This is a genomic window from Psychrobacter proteolyticus (genome assembly GCF_039762275.1).
GTDB lineage: Bacteria > Pseudomonadota > Gammaproteobacteria > Pseudomonadales > Moraxellaceae > Psychrobacter > Psychrobacter proteolyticus_C.
Genome location: NZ_JBDLOB010000001.1, coordinates 507,270 through 530,464 on the forward strand (window position 1 = coordinate 507,270; position 23,195 = coordinate 530,464).

The window sequence follows — 23,195 nt, forward strand, 5'->3', positions numbered from 1 at the left end:
TCTTAAACAAGAAACCCTCTTTATCATCTGATGATAAAGAGGGTTTTTTTGTCAGCATTATAAGCCTATCGTCTTAATTTGAGCTCAGTATTCTTGGGGGTAATGTTTAGTATTTCTGATACCAGTATTAAGTAGGGTGATGCCAAACTATGAGCAATAGTAAACAAAAAAACGTAACCAAAGCGTCATGGCCAATAAAGTGCTTGTAAGTTATTGTTATTTAGATATATATTAATTTATGAAAATAATAAATTTCGTTAGTTTGAAAAAAACTTTCGTGATATTATAGCCGAGTTAAGCGCATCACCTCAATCAACGCCGTAGAGGTTTTTCTTACAGTGAATTAGCATCAGCAAAGATGACAGATTTGTGATTATTAGAGCGATTTTTCGGTTCAATAAGGCGATATTTGGTCATCACACTCCTTTCACTACTAACAAGAAGAAGGCACTAATGCCGCTTAGCTTTTCGTTGTTGCCTTTGTATTGTTAACGTAGCCCGTTTAACAGTCGAACGACCTACTTAACCGTCTCCAGCCTATGCTGGATTTTTAGTTTTGTGATGGCGCCGTTTGGTCTTTTGATTATTGCTGTGAATATCCGTCAATAACCCCTATTTTTTGATAGCGGTTATGAGCAGTTATACAGGACGATCAGACTTCCTAAAGCACCATTTATTATGGTTTTTAAACGATAGTTATGGAGTTATTATGAACCCAGTAGACCAGTTTACCCCGCAAGAGCCGATCTTGTTTAATCCTGTTGATATGCTGTCGCCTGAGTATCTCGCCCAGTCAGCAGAAGCGCTAAATAAGCGTATTTCGCCGCTATATAGCGCCGATGAAGAACGTTGGTTGTCTGAGTTATTGCCACTTGCCAAACCCAGTATAGAAGAACGCGATGCTGCTGCTGAGCAAACGCGCAAACTGGTCGAGCACGTACGTAATGATGGTAAAGCCGTCAAGATGGTTGACTCATTATTGCTTGAGTATAGCCTCGATACCCAAGAAGGTATCTTGCTCATGAGCTTGGCAGAAGCCTTGATTCGTGTACCAGACAACTATACGGCTGATGCGTTGATTCATGACAAAATGAGTGTGGCTGACTGGAAAAAGCACATCAAAAATGACAACGGCTTTATGGTCAATGCCTCTACTTGGGGCATGATGATGACTGGTCGCGTTGTCAGTATTGACAGCAGTACCACTGCATCAGGTTTCTTGGATCGCATGACTAAGAAAATGGGTGAGCCTGTCATTCGTAGTGCGATGCAAAAAGCCATGCGTATCATGGGTCATCAGTTTGTATTGGGCGAGACCATCGAAGACGCCAATAAAAACAGCCAGCCATATCGTAATAGAGGCTATACCTATTCATTTGATATGTTAGGTGAAGCGGCTATCACGCATAAAGATGCGGAAAAATACTTCAATGACTATCTACATGCGATCAGAGCTACGGCCAACGTAAAAGTCAAAGAAGGCATGCCGAAGCCGTCAGTGTCTATCAAATTATCAGCACTGCATCCTCGCTATGAAGCAACGCAAGAAGCGCAAGTAATGGGCCTATTACGTCAGCGCTGCCTGCTATTGATTGAAGCGGCACGTGAAGTCAATGTCGATATCAGTATTGATGCTGAAGAAGCAGATCGCCTTGAGATTTCTCTAAAACTGTTTGAGTCTTTGTACCGCGATAATTTAACGGCAGACTGGGATGGTTTAGGTATCGTTGTACAAGGGTACTCTAAACGCGCTATCGCTGTATTAGCATGGCTTGCTCGTTTGTCTACTGAAGTCGGTGATCGTATTCCAGTACGTCTAGTAAAAGGCGCTTACTGGGATACTGAGATCAAACTTGCTCAGCAAAAAGGTCTATCAGGCTATCCAGTTTGGACACGTAAAGAAGGTACGGATACTGCATACCTTGCTTGCGCGCGCTTCTTATTGTCAGACCATCTGCGCGGGCTAATCTGGCCACAGTTTGCGACGCATAATGCGCATACATTGTCATCAATCATGACCATGAGTGCACATAGAGACTTTGAATTTCAACGTCTGCACGGCATGGGCGATGCGCTTTATGATCACATTTTGCAAGCTTATGAGATTCCTGTACGTATCTATGCTCCGGTGGGCGCGCATAAAGACTTGCTACCATACTTGGTACGCCGCTTGTTAGAGAACGGTGCCAACAGCTCGTTTGTTCATCAGTTGCTAGACAAGTCTTACCCAATCGAAAAGCTAACAGTGCATCCATATGACAAGCTGCTTGGTAATGCAACATTGCACAATCCAGACATCCCGTTACCGTTAGAGATTTACGGTGAACGTCGTGCAAGTTTTGGCCCTAATATCTTTGTAGAGTCACAATGGCTGCCGTTCAAATCAGCTATTGATAGCCATCTACACAAAACATGGTCAGCAACCTCTATCATTAATGGTAAAGCGGTTGATACCTATGAAGTAGATGGTCAAACGAATCAACTTGATACGCAGACTGTACTTGCGCCTTGGAACCACGAAGTGAGTGCTGGTAAAGTAACTTATGCCAACGCTGAAGTGGCTCGCCAAGCGATTGACGTTGCTGTTGCTGGTCAAGATGTATGGAAAAATGTACCAGCTGCTAAGCGTGCTGAGATATTACGTAAGATTGCTGACCTATACGAAGAAAACTACGCTGAGCTAATGGCACTATGCCAAGTTGAAGCGGGCAAAACCATGCAAGATGGCATCGATGAAATCAAAGAAGCCGTTGATTTCTGTCGTTTCTATGCTGACGAAGCAGAGCGCCTAGATGATGTCGTGCATGAATTTACAGACTTGGCTGGCAAGCAGTCTCGTCAAGTGTATAAAGCACGCGGTACTTTTGTCTGTATCAGTCCATGGAACTTCCCATTGGCTATCTATACGGGACAGATTGTAGCTGCACTTGCTGCAGGTAACACCGTAGTAGCGAAACCTGCTGAACAAACCAGTTTGGTAGCTCACTTTGGTGCACAGTTGATGTATCAAGCGGGTATACCTGCAGAAGCATTGCAATTGGTCATTGGTGCAGGCGACGTAGGTGGTGCTTTGACGGCTGCTGATAATATCGCAGGTGTGATATTTACAGGTTCGACTCAAACAGCCCAACGTATCAACCAAAGCCTAAACGACCATGCACAAACCAGTGGCGAATTGCCTGTCTTTATCGCTGAGACTGGCGGTCAAAATGCGATGATCGTTGACTCAACAGCATTGCCGGAGCAAGTCGTTAGAGATGCGGTACTATCAGCATTTGGTTCAGCAGGTCAGCGTTGTTCAGCTTGTCGCATATTGTGTGTACAGGAAGAAATGGCGGATGATTTAATCGAGCTATTGCAAGGGAATATGGCTGAGCTGTCTGTAGGCAATCCTCTATATGCTGCCACAGATGTAGGTCCAGTGATTGATGCAGATGCTAAGCATGGTTTAGAGGCGCATATCGAACGTATGAGTGCTGAGCCGACTGCTACTATCTTGGCACAGACGCCGATGAGCTCAAGCTCAGTCGTCAGTCAAGAGAAGTCTACCTTTGTATTGCCAACCGCAATCGAAGTGAAGAGCATCGATGTGATCGGTGGTGAGCACTTTGGCCCAATTCTACACGTACTGCGCTATCAAGCACGTGATTTGAATAAGCTGATTGATGCCATCAACAACACAGGCTTTGGTTTGACGTTAGGTATCCATAGCCGTATCGAAAATACTGTTGAGCACATTGAGCGCCGTGCCTTTGTCGGTAATACTTACATCAACCGTAACCAAATCGGCGCGGTCGTAAACGTACAGCCATTCGGTGGTTGTGGTCTATCTGGTACTGGCCCTAAAGCTGGTGGCCCGCACTATGTTGCGCGTCTGATGCAACTTAGCTCAGAAACAGTCAATGCTGAACAGTCAGCTGCTCATATGACTGCGACTGAAACCCAAACTACCACTCAAACAGAACTCGCATAAGGAGTAGCAACATGGCGACTGAATTCAAAAAAAATCATGCCCAGGTTTGTGAATCTTGGCGATTACTCGGCGCAGTCAATCGCGCAACGTATCTACAAGCAGCCATTCCAAAACTGGCATTGCTCACTGGTGATGCCAATAAAGCAAAGCGTTTATTCAACCATTTGTTGAGCGCTGCGCCTAGCTTGGATGAGATGCATCGTATGACAGGGGCAACAGGCGAGTCCAATGACTTGTATGTGACTGGTCGTGGTAAGACGATGGTCATCGGCGGCGAAACTGCTAGAGCCATGGCAGTATTAGGTCAGCTTATCGCGGCACTCCTAACAGGTAATGAAGTTATATTGCATTGCCCAAGCCAAGATGAGATGTGTAATGAAGCTGCTAAGATACTGCACGACACAGGTATCAGCGAAGATGTATTAAGTGTGGCTAACGATTCGCAAACGGTCACGCTTTTATACATCGATCGTCTAGCACAAGTGGCTGTCTCTGGTAGCCGCAGCGAGGTGCAAGCTATCAGTCAAGAGCTTGCCAATACTGACGGTATTTTGACACAGGTTATCAGCGTCACTGATATGGAAGGCTTGTCAGAAATGCTAACGCCTGATTATCTGCATCGTTTTGTCACTGAGCGAGTCAAGACTATCAATACCACAGCAATCGGTGGTAACGCGAGCTTGCTTGAGCTTGGTACAGAGTAGAATCACTGCATTAATTACGAATCCGCTTCGCTTTTATATCAACTTTTATAAAGGCTAAGCGGTGTTTGGTAGCGCTATAACTACCAAACTAGTGATTGCATAAGATGTATAAGAAAAAACCGCTATCTGAGTAATTATCAGGTAGCGGTTTTTTTGTTTATGCTATTTAACTGAAGCCTGATGACAAGATATTATTCAGCAATATCAACCCATACCCAACCGTTCTCTAGCCATTCGCTTAGATCATCTGCATCAACATCTGCGACGTCGCTATACTGTAATGCTTCACCATTGGCCAAGCGTACTAGTACTGCTATCGCAGCTTCATCAAGCCCATCGATACGTTGACCATTGGCATACAGCACGGTGCCATCAGTGGTCTGGCTATAGAGTAGGCGGTTGCTATAGTCCGCCTGCAGTGTAGCTCCTTCTGATAGGGCTTGTATTAGCTCATCGGTATCTAACGTTTCTTCTGGCATCAGCGCATCATATTGGCGCTTACTAACCACTTCAGAGACTGCTTGGCGAATAATGTCATCACCGCGATCAGACTGTAGCATCTCTAGCAATTGCGCCTTGATAGCCGCAATGCTATCTGATTGCAATTCACCTGACGCTTGTAGTGCTTGCGGTAGTAGCATCGGGATAAATAGCTTGCTGTCATTAGTCGCAATATCGGCCACACTATCGATGATTTGCATCAGGTTTGGACGGCGGCAACCAAACGAGAAAGTCAGACAGTCATCTTGTGCCACACCGAAATGTGATAATTTAGGCGGGACATAAAGGACATCACCTGCTTCTAGTACCTCATCAAAGATAATCTCGCCCATGTCGTCAAATAAACGCAGCGGCTCATCAGCAACAAACTCTGTCTGGTCATCACAGAATTTGCCTAGTTGCCAACGTCTAGAGCCATAGCCTTGTGCCAGAAACACATCGTAGTCGTCATAATGCTTACCGACCGAACCACCTGCTGGCGCGTAAGAAACCATGATGTCATCGCGCTGCCACTGCGGAATAAAGTCAAATGCTTGCCACAATTGGCCAAGCTCTGGTGACCATTGCTCAAGATTTTGTACCAATACAGTCCATTGCTCTGGCAAGTTTTCAAAATCAGTCTCATTCAACGGGCTTTTTTTAAGTTGCCACTGTGCCTGACCTTCTTTTTTACTGGCTGCTTGAGTCAGCAGTCTTGCGCTAGCATCTTCTTCAAGCGCAAGACCAATCATGTCATCTGGCTCAAACATATTAACTAGCTGCGGCAACCCTTGCTTGATAAGCAGTGGCTTCTTTTGCCAGTATTCAGATAAGAATTGCTCAGGCGTGATAGAGTCGGGTAAACAAAGAGGGATAGAGGTCATTGATAAATCCATATTTTGGCGGTGTACAAGATTAATAATAAGGGATGCTTTATAGGAGGGTTTTAATAGTTTAAGATTGTCATCTATTTGATGTCTATTATTTTGGTGACGTTTATATAGTACATATAAGCAATCACGATTATCAAAATAATAGCTGTCATCAGAGCATCCACTCAATCGTAGGAACGTTATGAAAAAGCTGCATTTTGTTGTCATCATCGCTAGCGTGTTTTTGCTACAAGCCTGTGTCCATAAAATCGTCACAGTACCCGCAAAAATCGCTTATAAAACTACCAAAGGCGTGGTCAAAGGAACCGTTGCTGTAGGTAAAGCCATCATACCGGGCGACAGTGATGACGATGATGATAAAAAATAAAACCTTACTTATCGACTATGGGTTTTGAATCAAAAGCAATCGAATCAAAACCAATCATAGCGTTCAAAGTAAGGTTACTAGTTATTCAGATAATAGTTGTTCAGATAATAGCTATTAAGATAATAGCTATTAAGATAATAACTGAATAAGATAAAAGTGCTAGAAAGATAGGAGCGAGTAAATAATACTAGGCGCTCCTACCTTTCTAGTCTGATCTTATTATCAGTATGCTCTTATTAGCTATTAAAGCTTGGCAATCCATTCTTTAATAGCGCGTGCTTGCTCAGCGGCATTACCGATATAAGTAGCAGGCGTCAATGCACGTAGGCGTTCTTTGTCTGCATCACTAACTGCCGATAGCTCATCGCTTTCGACGAACGTTAGCATGGCTTCACGAGTCATGGCATTACCACGAGTCAAGGCTTTTAGTTTTTCATACGGGTTTTCAACACGGTAGCGACGCATGACTGTTTGAATCGGCTCTGCCAACACTTCTTGCGCTTGATTCAAATCATCATTTAAACGCTGTGCATTTAGCTCAAGTTTACCTACGCCTTTTAGGCAAGCGTCAAACGCAATCATGCTCTGTGCTAGGCCAACACCGATATTACGCAGCACCGTTGAGTCCGATAGGTCACGCTGCATACGCGAAATTGGTAGCTTCTCACCCAAATGGGCTAGCATAGCGTTGGCAACGCCTAAGTTACCTTCAGAGTTTTCAAAGTCAATTGGATTAACTTTATGCGGCATGGTAGAAGAGCCAACTTCACCGTCTTTTAGACGCTGTTTAAAATAGCCTAAGCTAATATATTGCCAAATATCACGGTTGAAATCGACCAATATTGTATTGAAGCGCTTAACAGCATCAAACAACTCAGCGATATAGTCGTGTGGCTCAATTTGAGTCGTATAAGGGTTAAATGTTAGCTCAAGACGCTGATTGATAAACGCTTCAGCATGGCTCTGCCAGTCGACGTCAGGATACGCTGAAAAATGCGCATTATAGTTACCGACGGCGCCATTGATTTTACCTAATAGCTCTACTTGATTGATTTGCTTGATTTGACGGGCTAGGCGGTAGGCCACGTTTGCCATCTCTTTACCAAGTGTCGTTGGACTGGCTGTCTGACCATGTGTACGTGATAACATTGGCTGATCAGCGTGAGCAATAGATAAGTCAACGATACTGTCAGTCACTTGCTGCATTTTGGCAACGACTAGCTCGCGGCTGTCTTTGAGCATCAATGCATACGATAAGTTATTGATGTCTTCACTGGTACAGGCAAAGTGAATGAACTCAAGTGAATCGATTAAGGCATCCTGACCACGGAACTTGTCTTTGATAAAGTACTCAACCGCTTTTACATCATGATTGGTCGTCGCTTCGATGTCTTTGATAGCTTGAGCATCTGCTTCGCTAAAGTCATCAACGATTGCATTCAAAAAAGCGTTGGTCTGGTCATCAAATGCTGCTAATTCACCAATTGAGCTGTTGTCAGCTAAAGACTGCAACCAGCGAATCTCTACCGTAACGCGAGCTTTGATTAGACCAAATTCAGATAAATAAGGACGTAAGCTGTCAGCCTTTGATGCGTAACGACCATCAATTGGAGAGAGAGCGGTAAGTGGGGTCATGGTTATGCCTCAGTAGTTATGAAATAAAAAACTGCAAGAGTCTAGATAAAAAATTACCATATAAAAAACGACGTCGAAATCGTTGCGCGTAATATAGCAGAAATATGATATTAAAAAAGCGGTCTATGCAAATAAAGCGATGTTGACGATCGTTAAAATCAATCTATGCACTGCATCAACATTTATGCTTTAAGTTGGGTCTTAGGAATCAATTAAAATCCGCAAGGTGCATCAATAGATTCAATCACGCCGCCGCCCAGACATACTTCATCGATATAAAATACCGCTGACTGTCCAGGAGTGACAGCGCGCTGTGGCTCATCAAATACCACGCGTACTTCGCTGCCATCAGCATTGGTCGCAAATACGCGACACGCTTGGTCTGGCTGGCGATAGCGAGACTTCTCCATACAGGCTAGACCTTCGTCGCTAAACACATCCGCAGGTGGTAAACCATCAATCCAATCGAGCTTATAGGCTTTTAGCTCGTTGCTCATTAGCATGGGATGTTCATGCCCTTGACCGACGATTAAACGGTTTTTCTCTAAGTCTTTTGCCAATACAAACCACGGTTCTTCAGGACGGTCTTTAACGCCGCCAATGCCGATGCCGCCGCGTTGACCCAGTGTGTAATACATGAGGCCATCATGAGTACCGATGACTTTATTATCATCAGTAAGTATCTCGCCTTTTTGGGCAGGCAGATATTGCTGTAAGAAGTCTTTAAAACGGCGCTCACCAATAAAGCAAATACCCGTAGAGTCTTTCTTTTTAGCCGTCGCTAGGTCATGCTCTTCAGCAATCTGACGTACCACTGGCTTTTCAAGCTCACCAACTGGGAATAGCGTTTTGGCGATTTTGCCACCGCCAACCGCATGCAAGAAATAGCTTTGGTCTTTATTATTATCAAGACCGCGCAATAGCTGCGCAACCTCTTCACCTTCGGCATTGGTATAGTTCACACTGCGGCGCGTGTAGTGACCGGTCGCGATATAATCTGCCCCAAGCGTCAACGCATAGTCCAAAAACGCCTTAAACTTAATTTCTTTGTTGCACAAGATATCAGGGTTTGGGGTGCGGCCTGCTTTATATTCCGCTAAAAAATGCTCGAATACGCGATCCCAATATTCCATAGCAAAGTTAGCCGTGTGTAGCTTCATACCGATTTTGTCACATACGGCTTGCGCGTCTGCTAGATCATCCATCGCCGTACAGTATTCGGTGCCGTCATCTTCTTCCCAGTTCTTCATAAACAAGCCTTCGACCTTGAAGCCTGCCTGCTGAAGTAATACGGCTGATACAGAAGAATCGACCCCACCTGACATACCGACAATCACATGCTTGGTGCTAGGATTTTCGACATCAGCAAGTGTTAAAGGGCGATGAGCATTAAAAGACTCAGAAACGGTTGTGCTTGAGGTATTTTGTATGGCTGACATAAAACGGCTCAACTATTTATACGTTATCCAAAGTACATGCCGACGCCAAGTGTTATGCAATTACTACAATACGTAGTCTCAGTACAACAACGTCAGCTTGTCTTTTGGATCTGGTATTATGATAAAATAAACGTCATATTATACCAGTTAATTGAAACTGGTGGCGACCGATGGTGTCTGGCTACTAGTAAAACCACTTTGAAAATTCAGATAGTGGTTTTGAATTATTTTAATCACCTTTAACTCATCTTGGAATAATAATGATAAAAATTGGTCAAGGTATCGACGTTCATGCTTTTCATAATAATGGTCAGCAGCAACAATATGTCATTCTAGCGGGCGTGCCTATTGAGCATACTCACAGTTTGCTCGCACACTCTGATGGGGATGTGGTCTTGCACGCACTTGCTGATGCGCTACTTGGTGCTTTAGCACTTGGCGATATCGGGCAACATTTTCCCGATACCGATGCGGCACATGCTGGATTGGATTCACGAGTATTGCTGCGTTATGTTTATAGTAAAGTGCAAGAGGCTGGTTATAGCCTAGGCAATGCTGATATTACGGTGATGTGTGAGCGTCCAAAGTTAGCGCCGCATAATCTAGCCATGCGCGCTAATATCGCTAGTGACCTGCAAACAGATATTAGCAATATCAGTGTGAAAGCCACCACGACTGAAAAATTGGGATTTACGGGTCGTCAAGAGGGCATCATGGCCAATGCCGTGGTATTATTAGTCCCTAATGCTATCGAACCTATATAGATAGAAATTCGTGCTTGTAATACAGCGGCAGTCGCCCCATGTATCAGCCACGTCTTTACACATTTATTTTATATAAATAATCATTTTAATGAACCGCTTTATCAATAGGAGCTTTTATGAGTGAGCAAACCCCAAACACTTCTGCAAACGACGTTGAACAATTGATCCGTGATCAAATCCGTGACAATAAAGTTATTATCTACATGAAAGGTACACCGCAATTTCCACAGTGTGGCTTTTCAGCGCGCTCTATCGAAGTGTTGACACAGATTGGTCGTCCATTTGCGTTTGTAAACATTTTAGAAAACCCAGAAATCCGTGCAACGTTGCCAAAAATCGCTAACTGGCCAACGTTCCCGCAGTTATGGATTGATGGCGAGCTAATGGGTGGATCAGACATCATCTTGCAAATGTATCAGTCAGGCGAGCTAAAGCCATTGGTTGAAGCAAACAGCCCTGCTGCTTAATACTTAAAAGTGTGAATTGGATGTCTTTAATGTCCAATTAGCCTTTGCAAGAGACGAGCACAGCAAACCCAGATAGTCATTTGATGGCTATTTGGGTTTTTTTATTGTCGCTATTAGTATCGTTAGTACCGTATTTATTATTGTCCCCATTAGTATTTCCACGCGCCTATGTCATTAGGCTTCGTTGTTTTTATAGGATTTACCCCCATATAGTGTCCAAGATGTCAGCGATACAAATAATAATTATCAGATGAGTAAGAGAGCTTTATGAATAACGAAACCAGTGAACAGTTAAACGAGCAAAGAGAAGCGGCTGAGCAGGCGGCGATTGAAAAGCGCCGTGAACGTTTGAAAAATGAATCGACACGCATTATTGAGATTGCCAACAATGAATCATACTCAGCACTTAAATGTATTCATCAGCTTAGTGTGGCAGGTGGTGCAACTGAAGCGACATATGTGGCTATCGAGCAGCGTATCGTTGTAGACCAAGATCCCGCAGGTGCTTATCATTTGGCATTATTGGCACAGAACACACCAGATTTGCCAATTGATGCTCGTCAGCTTATCGAATTGGTAGTCAACAAGGGTGATAACCATCAGCGTTTGGCATTACTTAAAAACTTACCATTACCACCGGTTGAGCTTATCAAAGAGCAGATTTTAGCCAGTGATGATGGTGAGGCGATCGGTCAAATGAACGCCTATTTACAGATCAATCCAGAAGGGTATGGTAGCCATCATATGCTGTCTAGTGGTCAATCAGATCAGATCGTACCGCTTAGCCGTGGAAACAGTAATAACTAAGACATCATCACGAACTCAAAAGCTAGCAACCAAAGTGATGATGGCATAAATATCTTTGCGCTTAATTATAATAGTTTTTGTCCTAGCGTTTTTTAAGCGTGAAAAAATTGTTATAATGATAGGTTATTTACTCAATTATGAACGACTTATCTGAGTCGTTATCTTTTATAAATTCGACTGACGTTTATTTGCTGACTGTTTTCTTATTTGAACATAAGATATGGCTATCAGCAGCGTTATGAGTCAAGTGAGGCACACATGCAATACCCAAAACATTACGACGTGATAGTGATCGGCGGTGGTCATGCTGGTACAGAAGCTGCTCTGGCGGCGGCACGTATGGGCGCACAGACCTTATTGTTGACGCATAATATTGAGACGCTCGGGCAGATGAGCTGTAACCCTGCGATTGGCGGTATCGGTAAATCGCATCTGGTGCGTGAGATTGATGCGTTAGGCGGTGCAATGGCGCTGGCGACAGATAAAGCAGGTATCCAGTTTCGCGTACTAAACAGTCGCAAAGGGGCTGCCGTTCGTGCCACGCGCGCGCAAGCAGATCGTATCTTATATAAAGCAGCTATCCGCCATACGCTAGAAAACCAGCCAAATTTAGATATATTCCAGCAAGCTGCTGATGATATCTTGGTTGAAAACGGTCGTGCGACGGCAGTCGTTACTTCTACAGGTATTGTCTTTAAGACCGAAACAGTGGTATTGACTTCAGGAACTTTCTTGGGCGGCGTTATCCATATTGGTTTAGAGAACTCAAAGGGTGGCCGTGCAGGGGATCAGCCTTCTATCAAATTGGCAGATCGTTTACGTGAGCTTAAGCTGCCAGTTGGTCGTCTAAAGACAGGTACGCCGGCACGTATCGATGCGCGTAGTGTTGATTTCAGCGTGATGACGGTACAGCCGGGTGATACGCCGTTGCCAGTGATGAGCTATATGGGTGATGTTTCTATGCATCCTGAGCAGGTCAATTGTTATATCACCCATACCAATGCGCGTACTCATGATATCATTCGTGAAAACCTTGACCGTTCACCAATGTTCTCTGGCAAAATCGAAGGCGTAGGCCCACGTTATTGCCCATCTATCGAAGACAAAATTCATCGTTTTGCGGATAAAGACAGTCATCAGATATTTATCGAGCCAGAAGGTCTGACCACGCATGAGCTATATCCAAACGGTATCTCAACCAGTTTGCCATTTGATGTGCAGTTAGACTTTATTCATAGTATGAAAGGCTTAGAAAACGCGCATATTACTCGTCCGGGTTATGCGATTGAGTATGATTACTTTGACCCACAAAACCTAAAGCCAACGCTTGAAACCAAGTCTATTGATCGTCTGTATTTTGCGGGTCAGATCAATGGTACGACAGGCTATGAAGAAGCGGGCGTACAAGGTTTGCTCGCAGGTACCAATGCGGCATTGGTCACTACCAACAATAGCGAGTTTGACACGTGGACACCGCGCCGCGATGAAGCGTATCTTGGGGTGCTTGTCGATGACTTGATTACCCACGGTACTACCGAGCCGTATCGTATGTTTACGAGCCGCGCAGAGTATCGTCTATTGCTACGTGAAGACAATGCAGATCAACGCTTGACTGAAACAGGTCGCAAGCTTGGCTTGGTTGACGATGTGCGCTGGCAGGCGTATCAAGAAAAAATGGAAGCCATCGCCACAGAAACTTCACGCCTAAAAGATATGTGGGCAACGCCTGCTAATGCTTTAGGTAAGCAAGTGACTGAGCAAACAGGTGAAGTGTTGTCTAAAGAGTCGACTGCCTTCGATTTGCTAAAGCGTCCGCAGATACATTTTGCTGATATCGCCGCTATAACTGACTCAACCGTTGATGCACAAGTGGGTGAGCAGATAGAGATTTCTGTCAAATACGCCGGCTATATCGATCGTCAGCAAGAAGACATCGATCAGATGAAACGTCTCGAGAATACCGCACTACCGATGGACTTTGACTATAGCGTCGTATCTGGACTATCAAATGAGATAGTGCAGAAACTTACGCAAGTTCGTCCTGCGACGCTAGCTCAAGCGGGACGCGTAAGCGGTGTAACCCCTGCTGCCATTCAATTGTTGGCGATGACGGTTAAAAAGCATAAAAAAGCAAAAGCTGCATTGGACTCATAATAGCTATGTAATAAAGCCTTTTATAATAAAGCACTTATAGTATAAAAAGCCCGTAACGACATTTCGTTACGGGCTTTTGTTTGTCAAAAAAACAGTCAGTTTTAAAAGAAAGTCACCTGTAACCTTGTCCTACTTGCTACTTTGTCTCTATACTAGGTCAGTAAATTTTCTTACTACTTGTTAATTTGTCTCGCTGATGTCCATATATTCATGGGCTTGTCACCGAACTGAGTCTACTTATGATTGATGCTATTGTTTTTGCTATTACTATTGTCTTACCCAACCTGGCCTTAATGTGGTTGGGTTTTTTTATGCAAAGACGGGGTGAAGCAAGCCAAACTTTTATCGATCAGGCATCAAGTTTTGTCTTTAATTATTGCTTGCCGTGTTTATTGTTCTTTAGCGTGGTCGATAGCGATGTCGATTATGGTAAGCAAATTACGCTTATCCTTGTTGGTATCTTGGTGACGTTTATATTATTTATTGGCGCAGAGTTTTATGCCAAACGCTTCGTCAAGCGTCCTGAAGACCAAGGCGTGTTTGTACAAGGCGTATTCCGTAGCAACATGGCCATTATTGGCCTTGCAACCGTGGCCAATGCTTACGGCGCAGAAGGATTGAGTATCGGTGCTGTCTATATGGGTGTGGTGACGATACTGTTTAATATTTTGGCGGTCATTACCCTAAGCCGTGTATCCAAAAGCGTGGATGACACATGGGTTAGTCGCGGTACGATGATTGTGAAAAAGTTACTGACCAATCCTTTGATTTTGGCATTGGTTGGGGCATTCGTTTATAAGGCACTACCGTTACCGCCACTCACTGGTGTAATTCATACCACTGGTGATTTACTGGCAGCGGTGGCTCTGCCGCTAGCACTGATCTGTGCAGGTGCTAGTATTAACCTAAAATCTATGTTGCATCCTTCGGGCTTATCCATGCAGGCGAGTATTGGGCGAATTGTCATTGCACCATTGATTGCGATCGCTGTTGGGCTCGGGTTTGGGTTGTCAGGTGTGCATATGGGGGTGTTGTTTTTGATGGTCGCATCACCAACAGCTGCAGCCAGCTATGTCATGGCAAAAGCAATGGGTGGCAATGACGTATTAGCGGCTAATATTTTGGCATTTACTACTGTTGTCGGTATGTTTGGTATGGCGATTGGGGCAGCGACGTTACGTGCGCTTGGATTGATGTAATGCAGATTTTGTACTATTTTTAAATAAGTAAGTACTTTCGCTTTATCTAATTTTGACAGCATTAAAAAAGCCCTCTTTTCAAATAAGAAAAGAGGGCTTTTTGTACTGATTTAGCGTTCATTATTACGCTTGTCTTCACGGCGCTGCTTGCGCTTCGGGCTAGTACGATAGGTCAAATAACCACCGATAGCCATAACTGCAAGAAAGGCGACGATATACATAAATATTGACGAGCCAATCATGAGCGATGCACCGATAATGGGAGTTGCTTCCATGTCAAAAATCCAGTTAAGGTTCATCAATAATTATGCAATTGTCTCATTTCATTGTAAAGTAAATAAGTTTAGCTCCGGTGTAAGTTCAAGTGAACGGATACGGGCAGCTTGGTCATATATATTGGCCGTCACAATCAGCTCATCTGGCTGATAGGTTGCCAAAAATGCAGCGAGTCTTGGTTTGACCGTGTCGACAGAGCCAATGAACGATACTGACAATGCATTGTCTACCATCATTTTTTCCGCTTGACTCCAGATACTGTCCATATCATGAGTAGGCTTAGGCATTTGACCTGTTTCACCACGGCGAAGACGTACAAAGCTCTGCTGTGCTGAGGTAAAGTGATACTGCGCGGTCGCATCATCATCCGCCAGTAACAAGTTTGCAGCCAGCATGACATAAGGCTTATCTAGATAGACAGACGGTTTAAATTGCTCACGGTAAGCCTCAATTGCTTGCCCAAGCATTTGCGGGGCGAAGTGAGAGGCAAACACATAAGGTAGTCCTAAATGTGCAGCCAAGGTCGCACCAAATAGAGAAGAGCCTAATATCCAAATCGGTATGCCTGATTTTGCGCCAGGGAATGCCTGTACAGGACTGCCATCTGTATCATTACCTAAGAAATACATCAGCTCTTGCACATCTTGTGGAAAGCGTTCTGCATCTTTCATTTGTCGACGAAGTGCCTGAAACGTCGCTCCATCAGTACCAGGTGCACGGCCTAGACCTAAGTCTACACGGTCGCCATATAGTGCCTGCAAAGTGCCAAACTGCTCAGCAATCACGAGAGGGGCATGGTTCGGTAGCATAACGCCGCCAGCACCAATACGGATACGGTCGGTTTGACTACCGATATGCGATAGTAGTACTGAAGTAGCTGCACTGGCAATACCGGGCATATTGTGATGCTCTGCCATCCAATAGCGGTTTAAGCCTGATTTTTCCGCTTGCTGCGCGGTTTCCACCGTTTGGGCGATGCCTTTAGCGATGGTTTTGCCTTGAGGGACAGGCGCAAGATCTAAGAAAGATAACGGGATTTTATTACTCATAAATGTTCCAGTAGTGTGTAAATTATTTTCTACTGATATGCTAATAGACAGTGGTAGTTTCAAGTGCCGCTAGTCACTGTTAATGAATCATAACAAAGCCAGCTAACTCTGTTTTTAAGCTCACTTAACAATTACTAAGGTGTATTTATAAAGATTATCGTTGGTCAAAATAAGCGATAAATAAACTGTAAGTAAGGTCATAAGAGACATAAGAGAACTTCGCGGCATTATGTTATGGCATCAAAAAAAGCAGGCAACCTAGGTTACCTGCTTCTCTAATTAGTCGATTATAGGATAATAGTTATTTAATTTATCATTATCTTAAGAACCGAATGCAATACTACTTGTCTTGGTCACCAAGCTTGTAAGCTAAGACATAATCACCAATGGTTGTTCCAACTGAACCATGACCACCTGCGACCAATACGACCATTTGCTCATTTTTAGAGTTCAAGTAAGTCATTGGCGTGGCTTGACCACCTGCTGGAATACGGACATTCCATAGCACGTCGCCATTTTTTAAGTCATAAGCTCGGAAGTTGTTTTCTGTCGCCGCTGACAAGAACGCGACGCCGCCTTTAGTGATGATAGGTCCACCGATACCAGGTACGCCCAATTCCAGTTTGATAGGAATAGGAGACAAGTCTTGTACCGTACCATTTTTGCGTTGATAAGCGATATCACCTGTGGCTAGATCAGCACCAGCGATCGTGCCCCATGGTGGCTGCTGACAAGGTACGCCTAGCGGTGATAAAAAGGGACCTAATTCTACTGCATAATCTGCACCTTCATTGGCATTGACGCCTTGCTCACCTTTATTGGTCTCTGCATCGCCCAACGTGTCTCTAGGAATGAGTTTTGAGGTAAATGCCAAGTAAGTCGGCATACCGAACATCACGCCATTCTCAGGATCGACCGCGATACCGCCCCAGTTAAAGGTTCCAAAGTTACCAGGATAGACCAAGCTACCATTGGTTGATGGTGGGGTATAGCGACCATCGTAGTTGAGCTGATTAAACTCAATACGGCACATCATTTGATCAACGAGACTGGCACCCCACATGTCTTTTTCAGTCAGTGGTTCAGGCTCAAAGCTCAAGCCAGAATAAGGTTGAGTTGGCGCTGCGTGCTCTCCCGCTATGAGATAGCCTTGCGGTGCAGGACGCTCCTTAATCGGTACAATAGGCTCACCCGTTGCGCGGTTCAAGACGTATACATCGCCTTGTTTGGTTGGTACAACTAATGCAGGCTGTACGCCATCGGCCGTATCTAGATCGAGTAAGGTTGGCTGTGCAGGCGTATCCATGTCCCAAAGGTCATGATGGACAAACTGCTGAACCCAGCGTGCTTCACCAGTTTCGATATCTAGTGCGACAACAGACGTTGCATACTTTTCTTCAGCGGCATTTCGGTAGCTACCTAGCTGATCCGGCGTGCGGTTACCCATAGGGAAGTAGGCCAATCCAAGCTCTTCATCGGCAGTGGCAACTGACCATGAATTTGGTGAGCTGGTCTTATAAGTTTGGGTTGGATCATTAACATCGAAAGGCGCTGTATTATCAGGATCACCTGAGTCCCAGTTCCAAAGAAGCTCACCGGTATTGACATCATACGCACGGATTACACCAGAAGGCGAGTTGACGTCATAGTTATCATTGACAGCACCAGCTACGATGATGGTATCACCCGCGATAACTGGTGGTGACGTTGAGTAATAGTAACCTGCTTGATTGAACGGCATGTTATGCATCAAATCTAATGCACCATCATCCCCAAAGTCTTGGCAGCGTTGCCCAGTATTTGGATCGAGTGCATATAGTTTCGCATCAGAGGTTGGGATAAATATCTTGGCATCACATTGCTTAGATGCGTTTTCAAAGGTATTGCCAGCAATTTTTTGTACTTGCACGGGGCTACCTGTACTGTTGCTATTCTCTGCTGAATTATTAGCAATAGTATCAGGACTGGTCGCTTGACCAGCATAATAAGATACGCCGCGACAGGTTTGATGCTGACGTTGTAAGTTTTCCTCTACTTGAGGATCAAACTTCCATAGTGTCTCACCAGAGTCGGCATCTAGCGCTAGTACCCAGTTATGAGGGGTACATAAGTATAAGCCGTTGCCAATTTTTAATGGTGTTGCCTGATAAGTGGTCTCACCGACATCGTTAGGACCTTTGACATCACCTGTTTGGATTTGCCATGCTAGCTCTAAATCTTTGACATTATCGGTATTGATTTTATCTAGAGGCGAGTAGCGCTGACCATAATCAGTACGACCATACGCGCTCCATTCGCCATCTGGCGTTTGCTGACCGTTTGATAACGGATCACCGAGGTTAGCTGACGTCTCATCTGAGCTGACGTTTTGCTCGTCATCATTTGCAGCAGTCAAATCAAGCTCACCGAGTTTGTCAGTGGCATTGTTAGCTAAACTACCAAAAGAGAGCAGGGCACCTACGATTACGCTTACGAGCAGACCCCAATAATACAGAGGGCTTTTCTTAGCGTTGTTTGTGGTTGGTGTACTATTTGAAGCTACTTGAGTTTTAGGCCCACGCATTTTGTTGGATACCCATGGCAGTAGCATGAGCAAACCGAAGATGAGTGGGAAGCCAACACGAGGTGCTAACGCCCACCAATAGAACCCAGATTCCCAAAGTGCCCAAGCCATGGTTGCTACGATAAATAGCGCATATAACCCGTAAGCACTCCAGTGTTTTTTGAACAATAAAAAAGCTGTCGTTAGTATAATAACGCCAGCAATGAGGTAGTAAGGACTACCGCCTAAGGACAATAAATAAGCGCCGCCAATGAGTAGAGGGGCGGCAAAAATTGCCATAATGATCGCTACGAATTTTTCCATGAGCGGTATCACCTGTTTACAAAAGAGCAAGTTAATATGTATTGATATTTAGTCGTTAGTCAATTTCATTCGACCAAATATCAATACAAGTGTGAATAATATATAAAAGAAACATTGAATAACGTTCTAGAATATATTTTATCATCCACAGCTCAGTCTAGTAAGGGTGAGCAAGTCTGAGATACTTTATTTAACAAATGCTCATTAATTTGCAAATTGCTTTTGGCATAGCTCCATGAACGCACGTCCATATTGACGGATTTCTGCATCATCACGTACTGCCATCCAACTGGTAAAGCGACCAAAATGATCGACGGGTATGGCAGTCAGGTTTTGATAATGGCTTGGCTCAAAGGCCATTTCTGCGATGATACCAATACCTAAGCCCAGACCGACATAGGTGCTAATCACATCGGCATCGAGCGCCGCTAGTACGATATCTGGCTCTAATCCTGCTTCGTCGAACGTCTTGTCAATCGCGCCGCGTCCTGTAAAACCACCGTGATAAGTAACAATCGGATAGCTGGCAAGTGTGGGCAGGTCAATAGACTCTTGGCTAGCCAGTTCGTGATCACTCGGTACGATAACGCGATGCGTCCAGTCATAGTAACGGTAGCATCTAAGATAATTATTATGTAGCAAGGACTCAGTGGCAATACCGATATCGGCTTGACCACGGATGACCATCTGAGCGATGGTCTCAGGATCTGCCTGTTGTAAAATCAAATTTACTTTAGGGAAACGATCTTTGAATTCTTTAACCACTTGCGGCAGTACATAACGCGCTTGTGTGTGAGTGGTGGCAATCGTCAGCGTACCGATATTAGGATTATTAAAATCTAAACTGAGGTTTTCAATGGTACGGATTTCAGCAAAGATAGACTCGATATGCGGCATAAGCGCTGTGCCCATAGTGGTCAGTCCTGTCAGACGTTTGCCTTGGCGCACAAACACTTCCGTCTTTAACTGGTTTTCTAGTGCAGCAATATGCTTTGATAAGCTTGATTGACTGGTATGTAGCACGGTCGCCGCTTGGCTTAAGTTATAACCGTTAATCACCGTATGCCATACTGTTTCTAGCTGTTTGAGCTGAATCTGCAAATGCCGTTGGTTGACCACTACGTCGATTGCCATAACTTAATCCTATTGTATAAATATACAAACCTCGTCTGTATATGAAAGTAAAAATGTCTGAACATACAGTAATAAAGTAGTGTAAAACAAAGCTATTATTCTTGTATATAATAAATAGCTATCAATTTATGATAATTATGAATATAGAATTTGTATTTTGCAATGCTAAAAAATTATTCGTTCAATAAATGCTACTTAGTCAGTGAAACCATTTGACTTAACAACTTATAAAGAACAGTCACTATTGAGTATAAAAAAACAGCTACCTTCTAAAAGATAGCTGTTCGTTAGTTATAAAGTTATTTATTACTGGTAATTAGTCGATATTAACCAACTTCAAACTTGGTTTATTTTGCAATATCAAAGCGATCTGCATTCATAACCTTGTTCCAAGCGCGGACGAAGTCACGAACGAATTTCTCTAAGTTATCATCTTGCGCGTATAGCTCAGCATAAGCACGTAATATAGAGTTAGAGCCAAATACCAAGTCTACACGACTTGCTTGCCATTTGACGTTTCCTGTACCACGCTCACGTACTTCGTAGCTATTAGCAGTATTGTCGGCTGCTTTTACAGGGTGCCATGTGTAATTCATGTCTGTTAAATTGACAAAGAAGTCGTTAGTAAGCACGCCAGCACGTTCAGTAAAGACGCCATGTTGGCTCTGACCGTGGTTGGTATCAAGGACTCGCATACCACCAAGCAATACGACCATCTCAGGCGCTGTCAATCCCATTAATTGTGTGCGATCAAGTAGCATCTCTTCTGGTGATACCGCGTAGTCGCCCTGAATCCAGTTACGATAGCCATCATGTAGCGGCTCTAAATCAGCGAAAGATTCGGCGTCAGTCATTTCAGCGTCAGCATCGCCGCGACCTGGATTGAACGGTACAGTAATATCTACACCTGCATCGTTTGCTGCTTGTTCAATCGCAGCGTTACCAGCTAATACAATAAGGTCTGCTAAGCTAATGTCTTTATCAAAGCCAGACTGAATGCTGGTCAATGTCTCAAGTACACGCTGTAACTGTTCTGGCTCATTGCCTGCCCAGTCTTTTTGTGGAGCTAAACGGATGCGTGCACCGTTGGCACCGCCGCGATAGTCCGAAGCGCGGAAGGTACGAGCGCTGTCCCATGCTGTAATGATCAACTCACGACGACTAAGCTCACTGTCTAATATTTTCGATTTTAGCGTTGCAATATCATCAGCAGTCAAGTCCGCATTACCTGTAGGAATAGGGTCTTGCCATACAAAGTCTTCGCTTGGTACATCGGCACCTAAGTAACGAGATTTCGGCCCCAAATCACGGTGAGTCAGCTTGAACCATGCTTTGGCAAATACTTCATCAAAGTACTCTGGATTGTTATGGAACTTTTCTGAAATCTCACGATAGATAGGATCTTTGCTCAATGCCATATCTGCATCAGTCATGATTGGGTTACGACGGACACTTGGATCATGAGCATCTAACGGACGATCTTCTTCTTTGATATCAGTTGGTTCCCACTGCCATGCGCCAGCTGGACTTTTGGTTAGTGCCCATTCATGTTTCAATAGTAGCTCGAAATAACCGTGGTCCCACTGGGTAGGATTGGTGGTCCATGCGCCTTCAATACCACTTGAAACGGTATCACCTGCATTACCACGACCCTTAGGGTTGCGCCAGCCTAGACCCTGCTCTTTGATATCAGCAGCTTCTGGCTCGTCTTCTAGTATCGTCGCATCACCATTACCATGACATTTACCAACGGTGTGTCCACCAGCGGTTAGAGCGACGGTCTCTTCATCGTTCATTGACATACGAGCAAAGGTAGTACGCATATCTTGAGCGGTTTTTAGTGGATCAGGGTTACCATCGACACCTTCAGGATTGACATAAATCAAGCCCATTTGTACTGCTGCTAGTGGGTTTTCTAGTGACGCGCGGTCTTCGTCGCTGTCATAACGGTTTTTGGTAGCGGCTAACCATTCGCGCTCTGAACCCCAATAGATGTCTTTTTCTGGATGCCAGATATCAGCTCGGCCGCCAGCAAATCCTAGGGTTTTGAAGCCCATAGATTCATAAGCCATGTTACCTGCCAAAATCATCAAATCGGCCCATGACAATTTATTGCCGTATTTTTTCTTGATTGGCCATAATAGACGACGGGCTTTGTCAAGGTTGACGTTGTCAGGCCAGCTGTTCAATGGTGCAAAACGTTGGTTACCAGTATTAGAGCCGCCGCGACCATCAGCACCGCGGTACGTACCAGCTGAATGCCATGCCATACGAATCATCAAGCCACCATAATGACCCCAATCCGCTGGCCACCATTCTTGTGACTCAGTCATTAGGTTTTTTAAGTCAGTCTTGACCGCTTCTAGATCTAGCTGTTTAAAAGCTTCAGCATAGTCAAAGTCCTCACCCATTGGGTCAGTCTTTTTGTCTTGCTGGTGCAATATGTCTAAGTTCAGTGCATTTGGCCACCAATCTGTCGCAGCAGAAGCAGTGGTAGTATGTGCCTGATGCATAACAGGGCAGCCACCCATGCTAGGACGCTGAGGCTCGTGCGAGTTATCAACGTTTTCACTATGGATCGTTGGACCTTGACCGTCACCCTGATCATAGGTTGTGTTAGTAGGCGCATTATTATTGTTGCTTTCGTGATCTACAGGACAACGAGCAGCATCTGGGGCAGTGTTTTTGTCAGTGGGGTTATTGGTTGAGTCGGACATGGTATAACTCCTAGGCTATGATAATAGAAAGAACAAACCGTGAATCTCGGTAGTCGTTGTTTATGTACAAAGCATAACTAAGCTGAGTGGATTTAGAAAACTAATATATAAGAATTATAAGTTTTAAATTACCAATCGTAAAAGACTTGATGTTTTGTTTATCTCAATCATCATTAACGCCCGTGCTTATTATCGCCAGTTAAGCATAAACCAAGAGTGTGCACCCAACCAATGAAGCCTGCGTCAATTTTACTACTACCTTTATATTACC

Annotated in this window: 16 protein-coding genes; 8 read left to right on the forward strand and 8 right to left on the reverse strand. The window is 44.3% G+C overall.

Going from position 1 to position 23,195, the window contains the following annotated elements; all coding sequences use genetic code 11:
• The first annotated feature begins 709 nt into the window (after positions 1-709).
• Together putA and ABFV72_RS02025 are read left to right on the forward strand one after the other, a co-directional pair.
• Positions 710-3,973, forward strand: coding sequence for a bifunctional proline dehydrogenase/L-glutamate gamma-semialdehyde dehydrogenase PutA (gene putA / locus ABFV72_RS02020; protein ID WP_347162171.1), 3,264 nt, complete (start codon positions 710-712; stop codon positions 3,971-3,973).
• A gap of 11 nt (positions 3,974-3,984) precedes the next feature.
• Positions 3,985-4,677: a 1-pyrroline-5-carboxylate dehydrogenase gene (locus ABFV72_RS02025; protein ID WP_101204808.1), complete on the forward strand. Its 693-nt coding sequence runs from the start codon at positions 3,985-3,987 to the stop codon at positions 4,675-4,677.
• A gap of 191 nt (positions 4,678-4,868) precedes the next feature.
• Here ABFV72_RS02025 and ABFV72_RS02030 read toward each other — a convergent pair whose 3' ends face one another.
• Positions 4,869-6,041: a cupin domain-containing protein gene (locus ABFV72_RS02030; RefSeq protein WP_347162174.1), complete on the reverse strand. Its 1,173-nt coding sequence runs from the start codon at positions 6,039-6,041 to the stop codon at positions 4,869-4,871.
• A 190-nt stretch (positions 6,042-6,231) separates the two neighbouring features.
• On the opposite strand from ABFV72_RS02030, the gene ABFV72_RS02035 reads away from it, so the two are divergent.
• Entirely contained in the window at positions 6,232-6,417 is a 186-nt protein-coding gene (locus ABFV72_RS02035; protein ID WP_057759633.1) for an NF038104 family lipoprotein, read from the forward strand.
• A gap of 243 nt (positions 6,418-6,660) precedes the next feature.
• Here the strand turns inward: ABFV72_RS02035 and purB are convergent, their stop codons facing one another.
• Positions 6,661-8,052 carry an adenylosuccinate lyase gene (gene purB, locus ABFV72_RS02040; RefSeq protein ID WP_347162176.1) on the reverse strand — a complete coding sequence of 464 codons (1,392 nt, stop codon included), beginning with the start codon at positions 8,050-8,052 and terminating at the stop codon, positions 6,661-6,663.
• Positions 8,053-8,264: 212 nt separating this feature from the next.
• Positions 8,265-9,377: a tRNA 2-thiouridine(34) synthase MnmA gene (gene mnmA / locus ABFV72_RS02045; protein WP_431192067.1), complete on the reverse strand. Its 1,113-nt coding sequence runs from the start codon at positions 9,375-9,377 to the stop codon at positions 8,265-8,267.
• Between the two features lie 374 nt (positions 9,378-9,751).
• Between mnmA and ispF the strand changes: the two genes are divergently transcribed.
• The 5 genes from ispF (at position 9,752) to ABFV72_RS02070 (ending at position 14,882) form a co-directional block, all read left to right on the forward strand.
• Positions 9,752-10,255 (forward strand): 2-C-methyl-D-erythritol 2,4-cyclodiphosphate synthase, encoded by a 504-nt coding sequence (gene ispF / locus ABFV72_RS02050; RefSeq protein ID WP_160021940.1) that lies wholly within the window; start codon positions 9,752-9,754, stop codon positions 10,253-10,255.
• Between the two features lie 116 nt (positions 10,256-10,371).
• Positions 10,372-10,722 carry a Grx4 family monothiol glutaredoxin gene (gene grxD / locus ABFV72_RS02055; protein WP_347162179.1) on the forward strand — a complete coding sequence of 117 codons (351 nt, stop codon included), beginning with the start codon at positions 10,372-10,374 and terminating at the stop codon, positions 10,720-10,722.
• Positions 10,723-10,989: 267 nt separating this feature from the next.
• Positions 10,990-11,529: a hypothetical protein gene (locus tag ABFV72_RS02060; protein ID WP_347162180.1), complete on the forward strand. Its 540-nt coding sequence runs from the start codon at positions 10,990-10,992 to the stop codon at positions 11,527-11,529.
• A 258-nt stretch (positions 11,530-11,787) separates the two neighbouring features.
• Positions 11,788-13,683 carry a tRNA uridine-5-carboxymethylaminomethyl(34) synthesis enzyme MnmG gene (mnmG, locus tag ABFV72_RS02065; protein WP_347162182.1) on the forward strand — a complete coding sequence of 632 codons (1,896 nt, stop codon included), beginning with the start codon at positions 11,788-11,790 and terminating at the stop codon, positions 13,681-13,683.
• Between the two features lie 239 nt (positions 13,684-13,922).
• The gene (locus tag ABFV72_RS02070; protein ID WP_347162184.1) at positions 13,923-14,882 is read left to right on the forward strand and encodes an AEC family transporter; all 960 of its coding nucleotides are present in this window, start codon (positions 13,923-13,925) and stop codon (positions 14,880-14,882) included.
• 110 nt (positions 14,883-14,992) lie between these two features.
• On the opposite strand, the gene ABFV72_RS02075 is transcribed toward ABFV72_RS02070, so the two are convergent.
• The 5 genes from ABFV72_RS02075 to katG form a co-directional block, all read right to left on the reverse strand.
• Complete coding sequence (locus tag ABFV72_RS02075; protein WP_166739203.1) at positions 14,993-15,157, reverse strand: hypothetical protein; 165 nt, start codon at positions 15,155-15,157, stop codon at positions 14,993-14,995.
• Between the two features lie 48 nt (positions 15,158-15,205).
• Positions 15,206-16,207 (reverse strand): LLM class flavin-dependent oxidoreductase, encoded by a 1,002-nt coding sequence (locus ABFV72_RS02080; RefSeq protein ID WP_347162186.1) that lies wholly within the window; start codon positions 16,205-16,207, stop codon positions 15,206-15,208.
• Positions 16,208-16,547: 340 nt separating this feature from the next.
• Positions 16,548-19,073 (reverse strand): membrane-bound PQQ-dependent dehydrogenase, glucose/quinate/shikimate family, encoded by a 2,526-nt coding sequence (locus tag ABFV72_RS02085; RefSeq protein WP_347162188.1) that lies wholly within the window; start codon positions 19,071-19,073, stop codon positions 16,548-16,550.
• Positions 19,074-19,277: 204 nt separating this feature from the next.
• Entirely contained in the window at positions 19,278-20,207 is a 930-nt protein-coding gene (locus ABFV72_RS02090) for a LysR substrate-binding domain-containing protein (RefSeq protein ID WP_057759664.1), read from the reverse strand.
• Positions 20,208-20,554: 347 nt separating this feature from the next.
• The gene (gene katG / locus ABFV72_RS02095; protein ID WP_347162395.1) at positions 20,555-22,738 is read right to left on the reverse strand and encodes a catalase/peroxidase HPI; all 2,184 of its coding nucleotides are present in this window, start codon (positions 22,736-22,738) and stop codon (positions 20,555-20,557) included.
• Positions 22,739-23,195 lie beyond the last annotated feature (457 nt).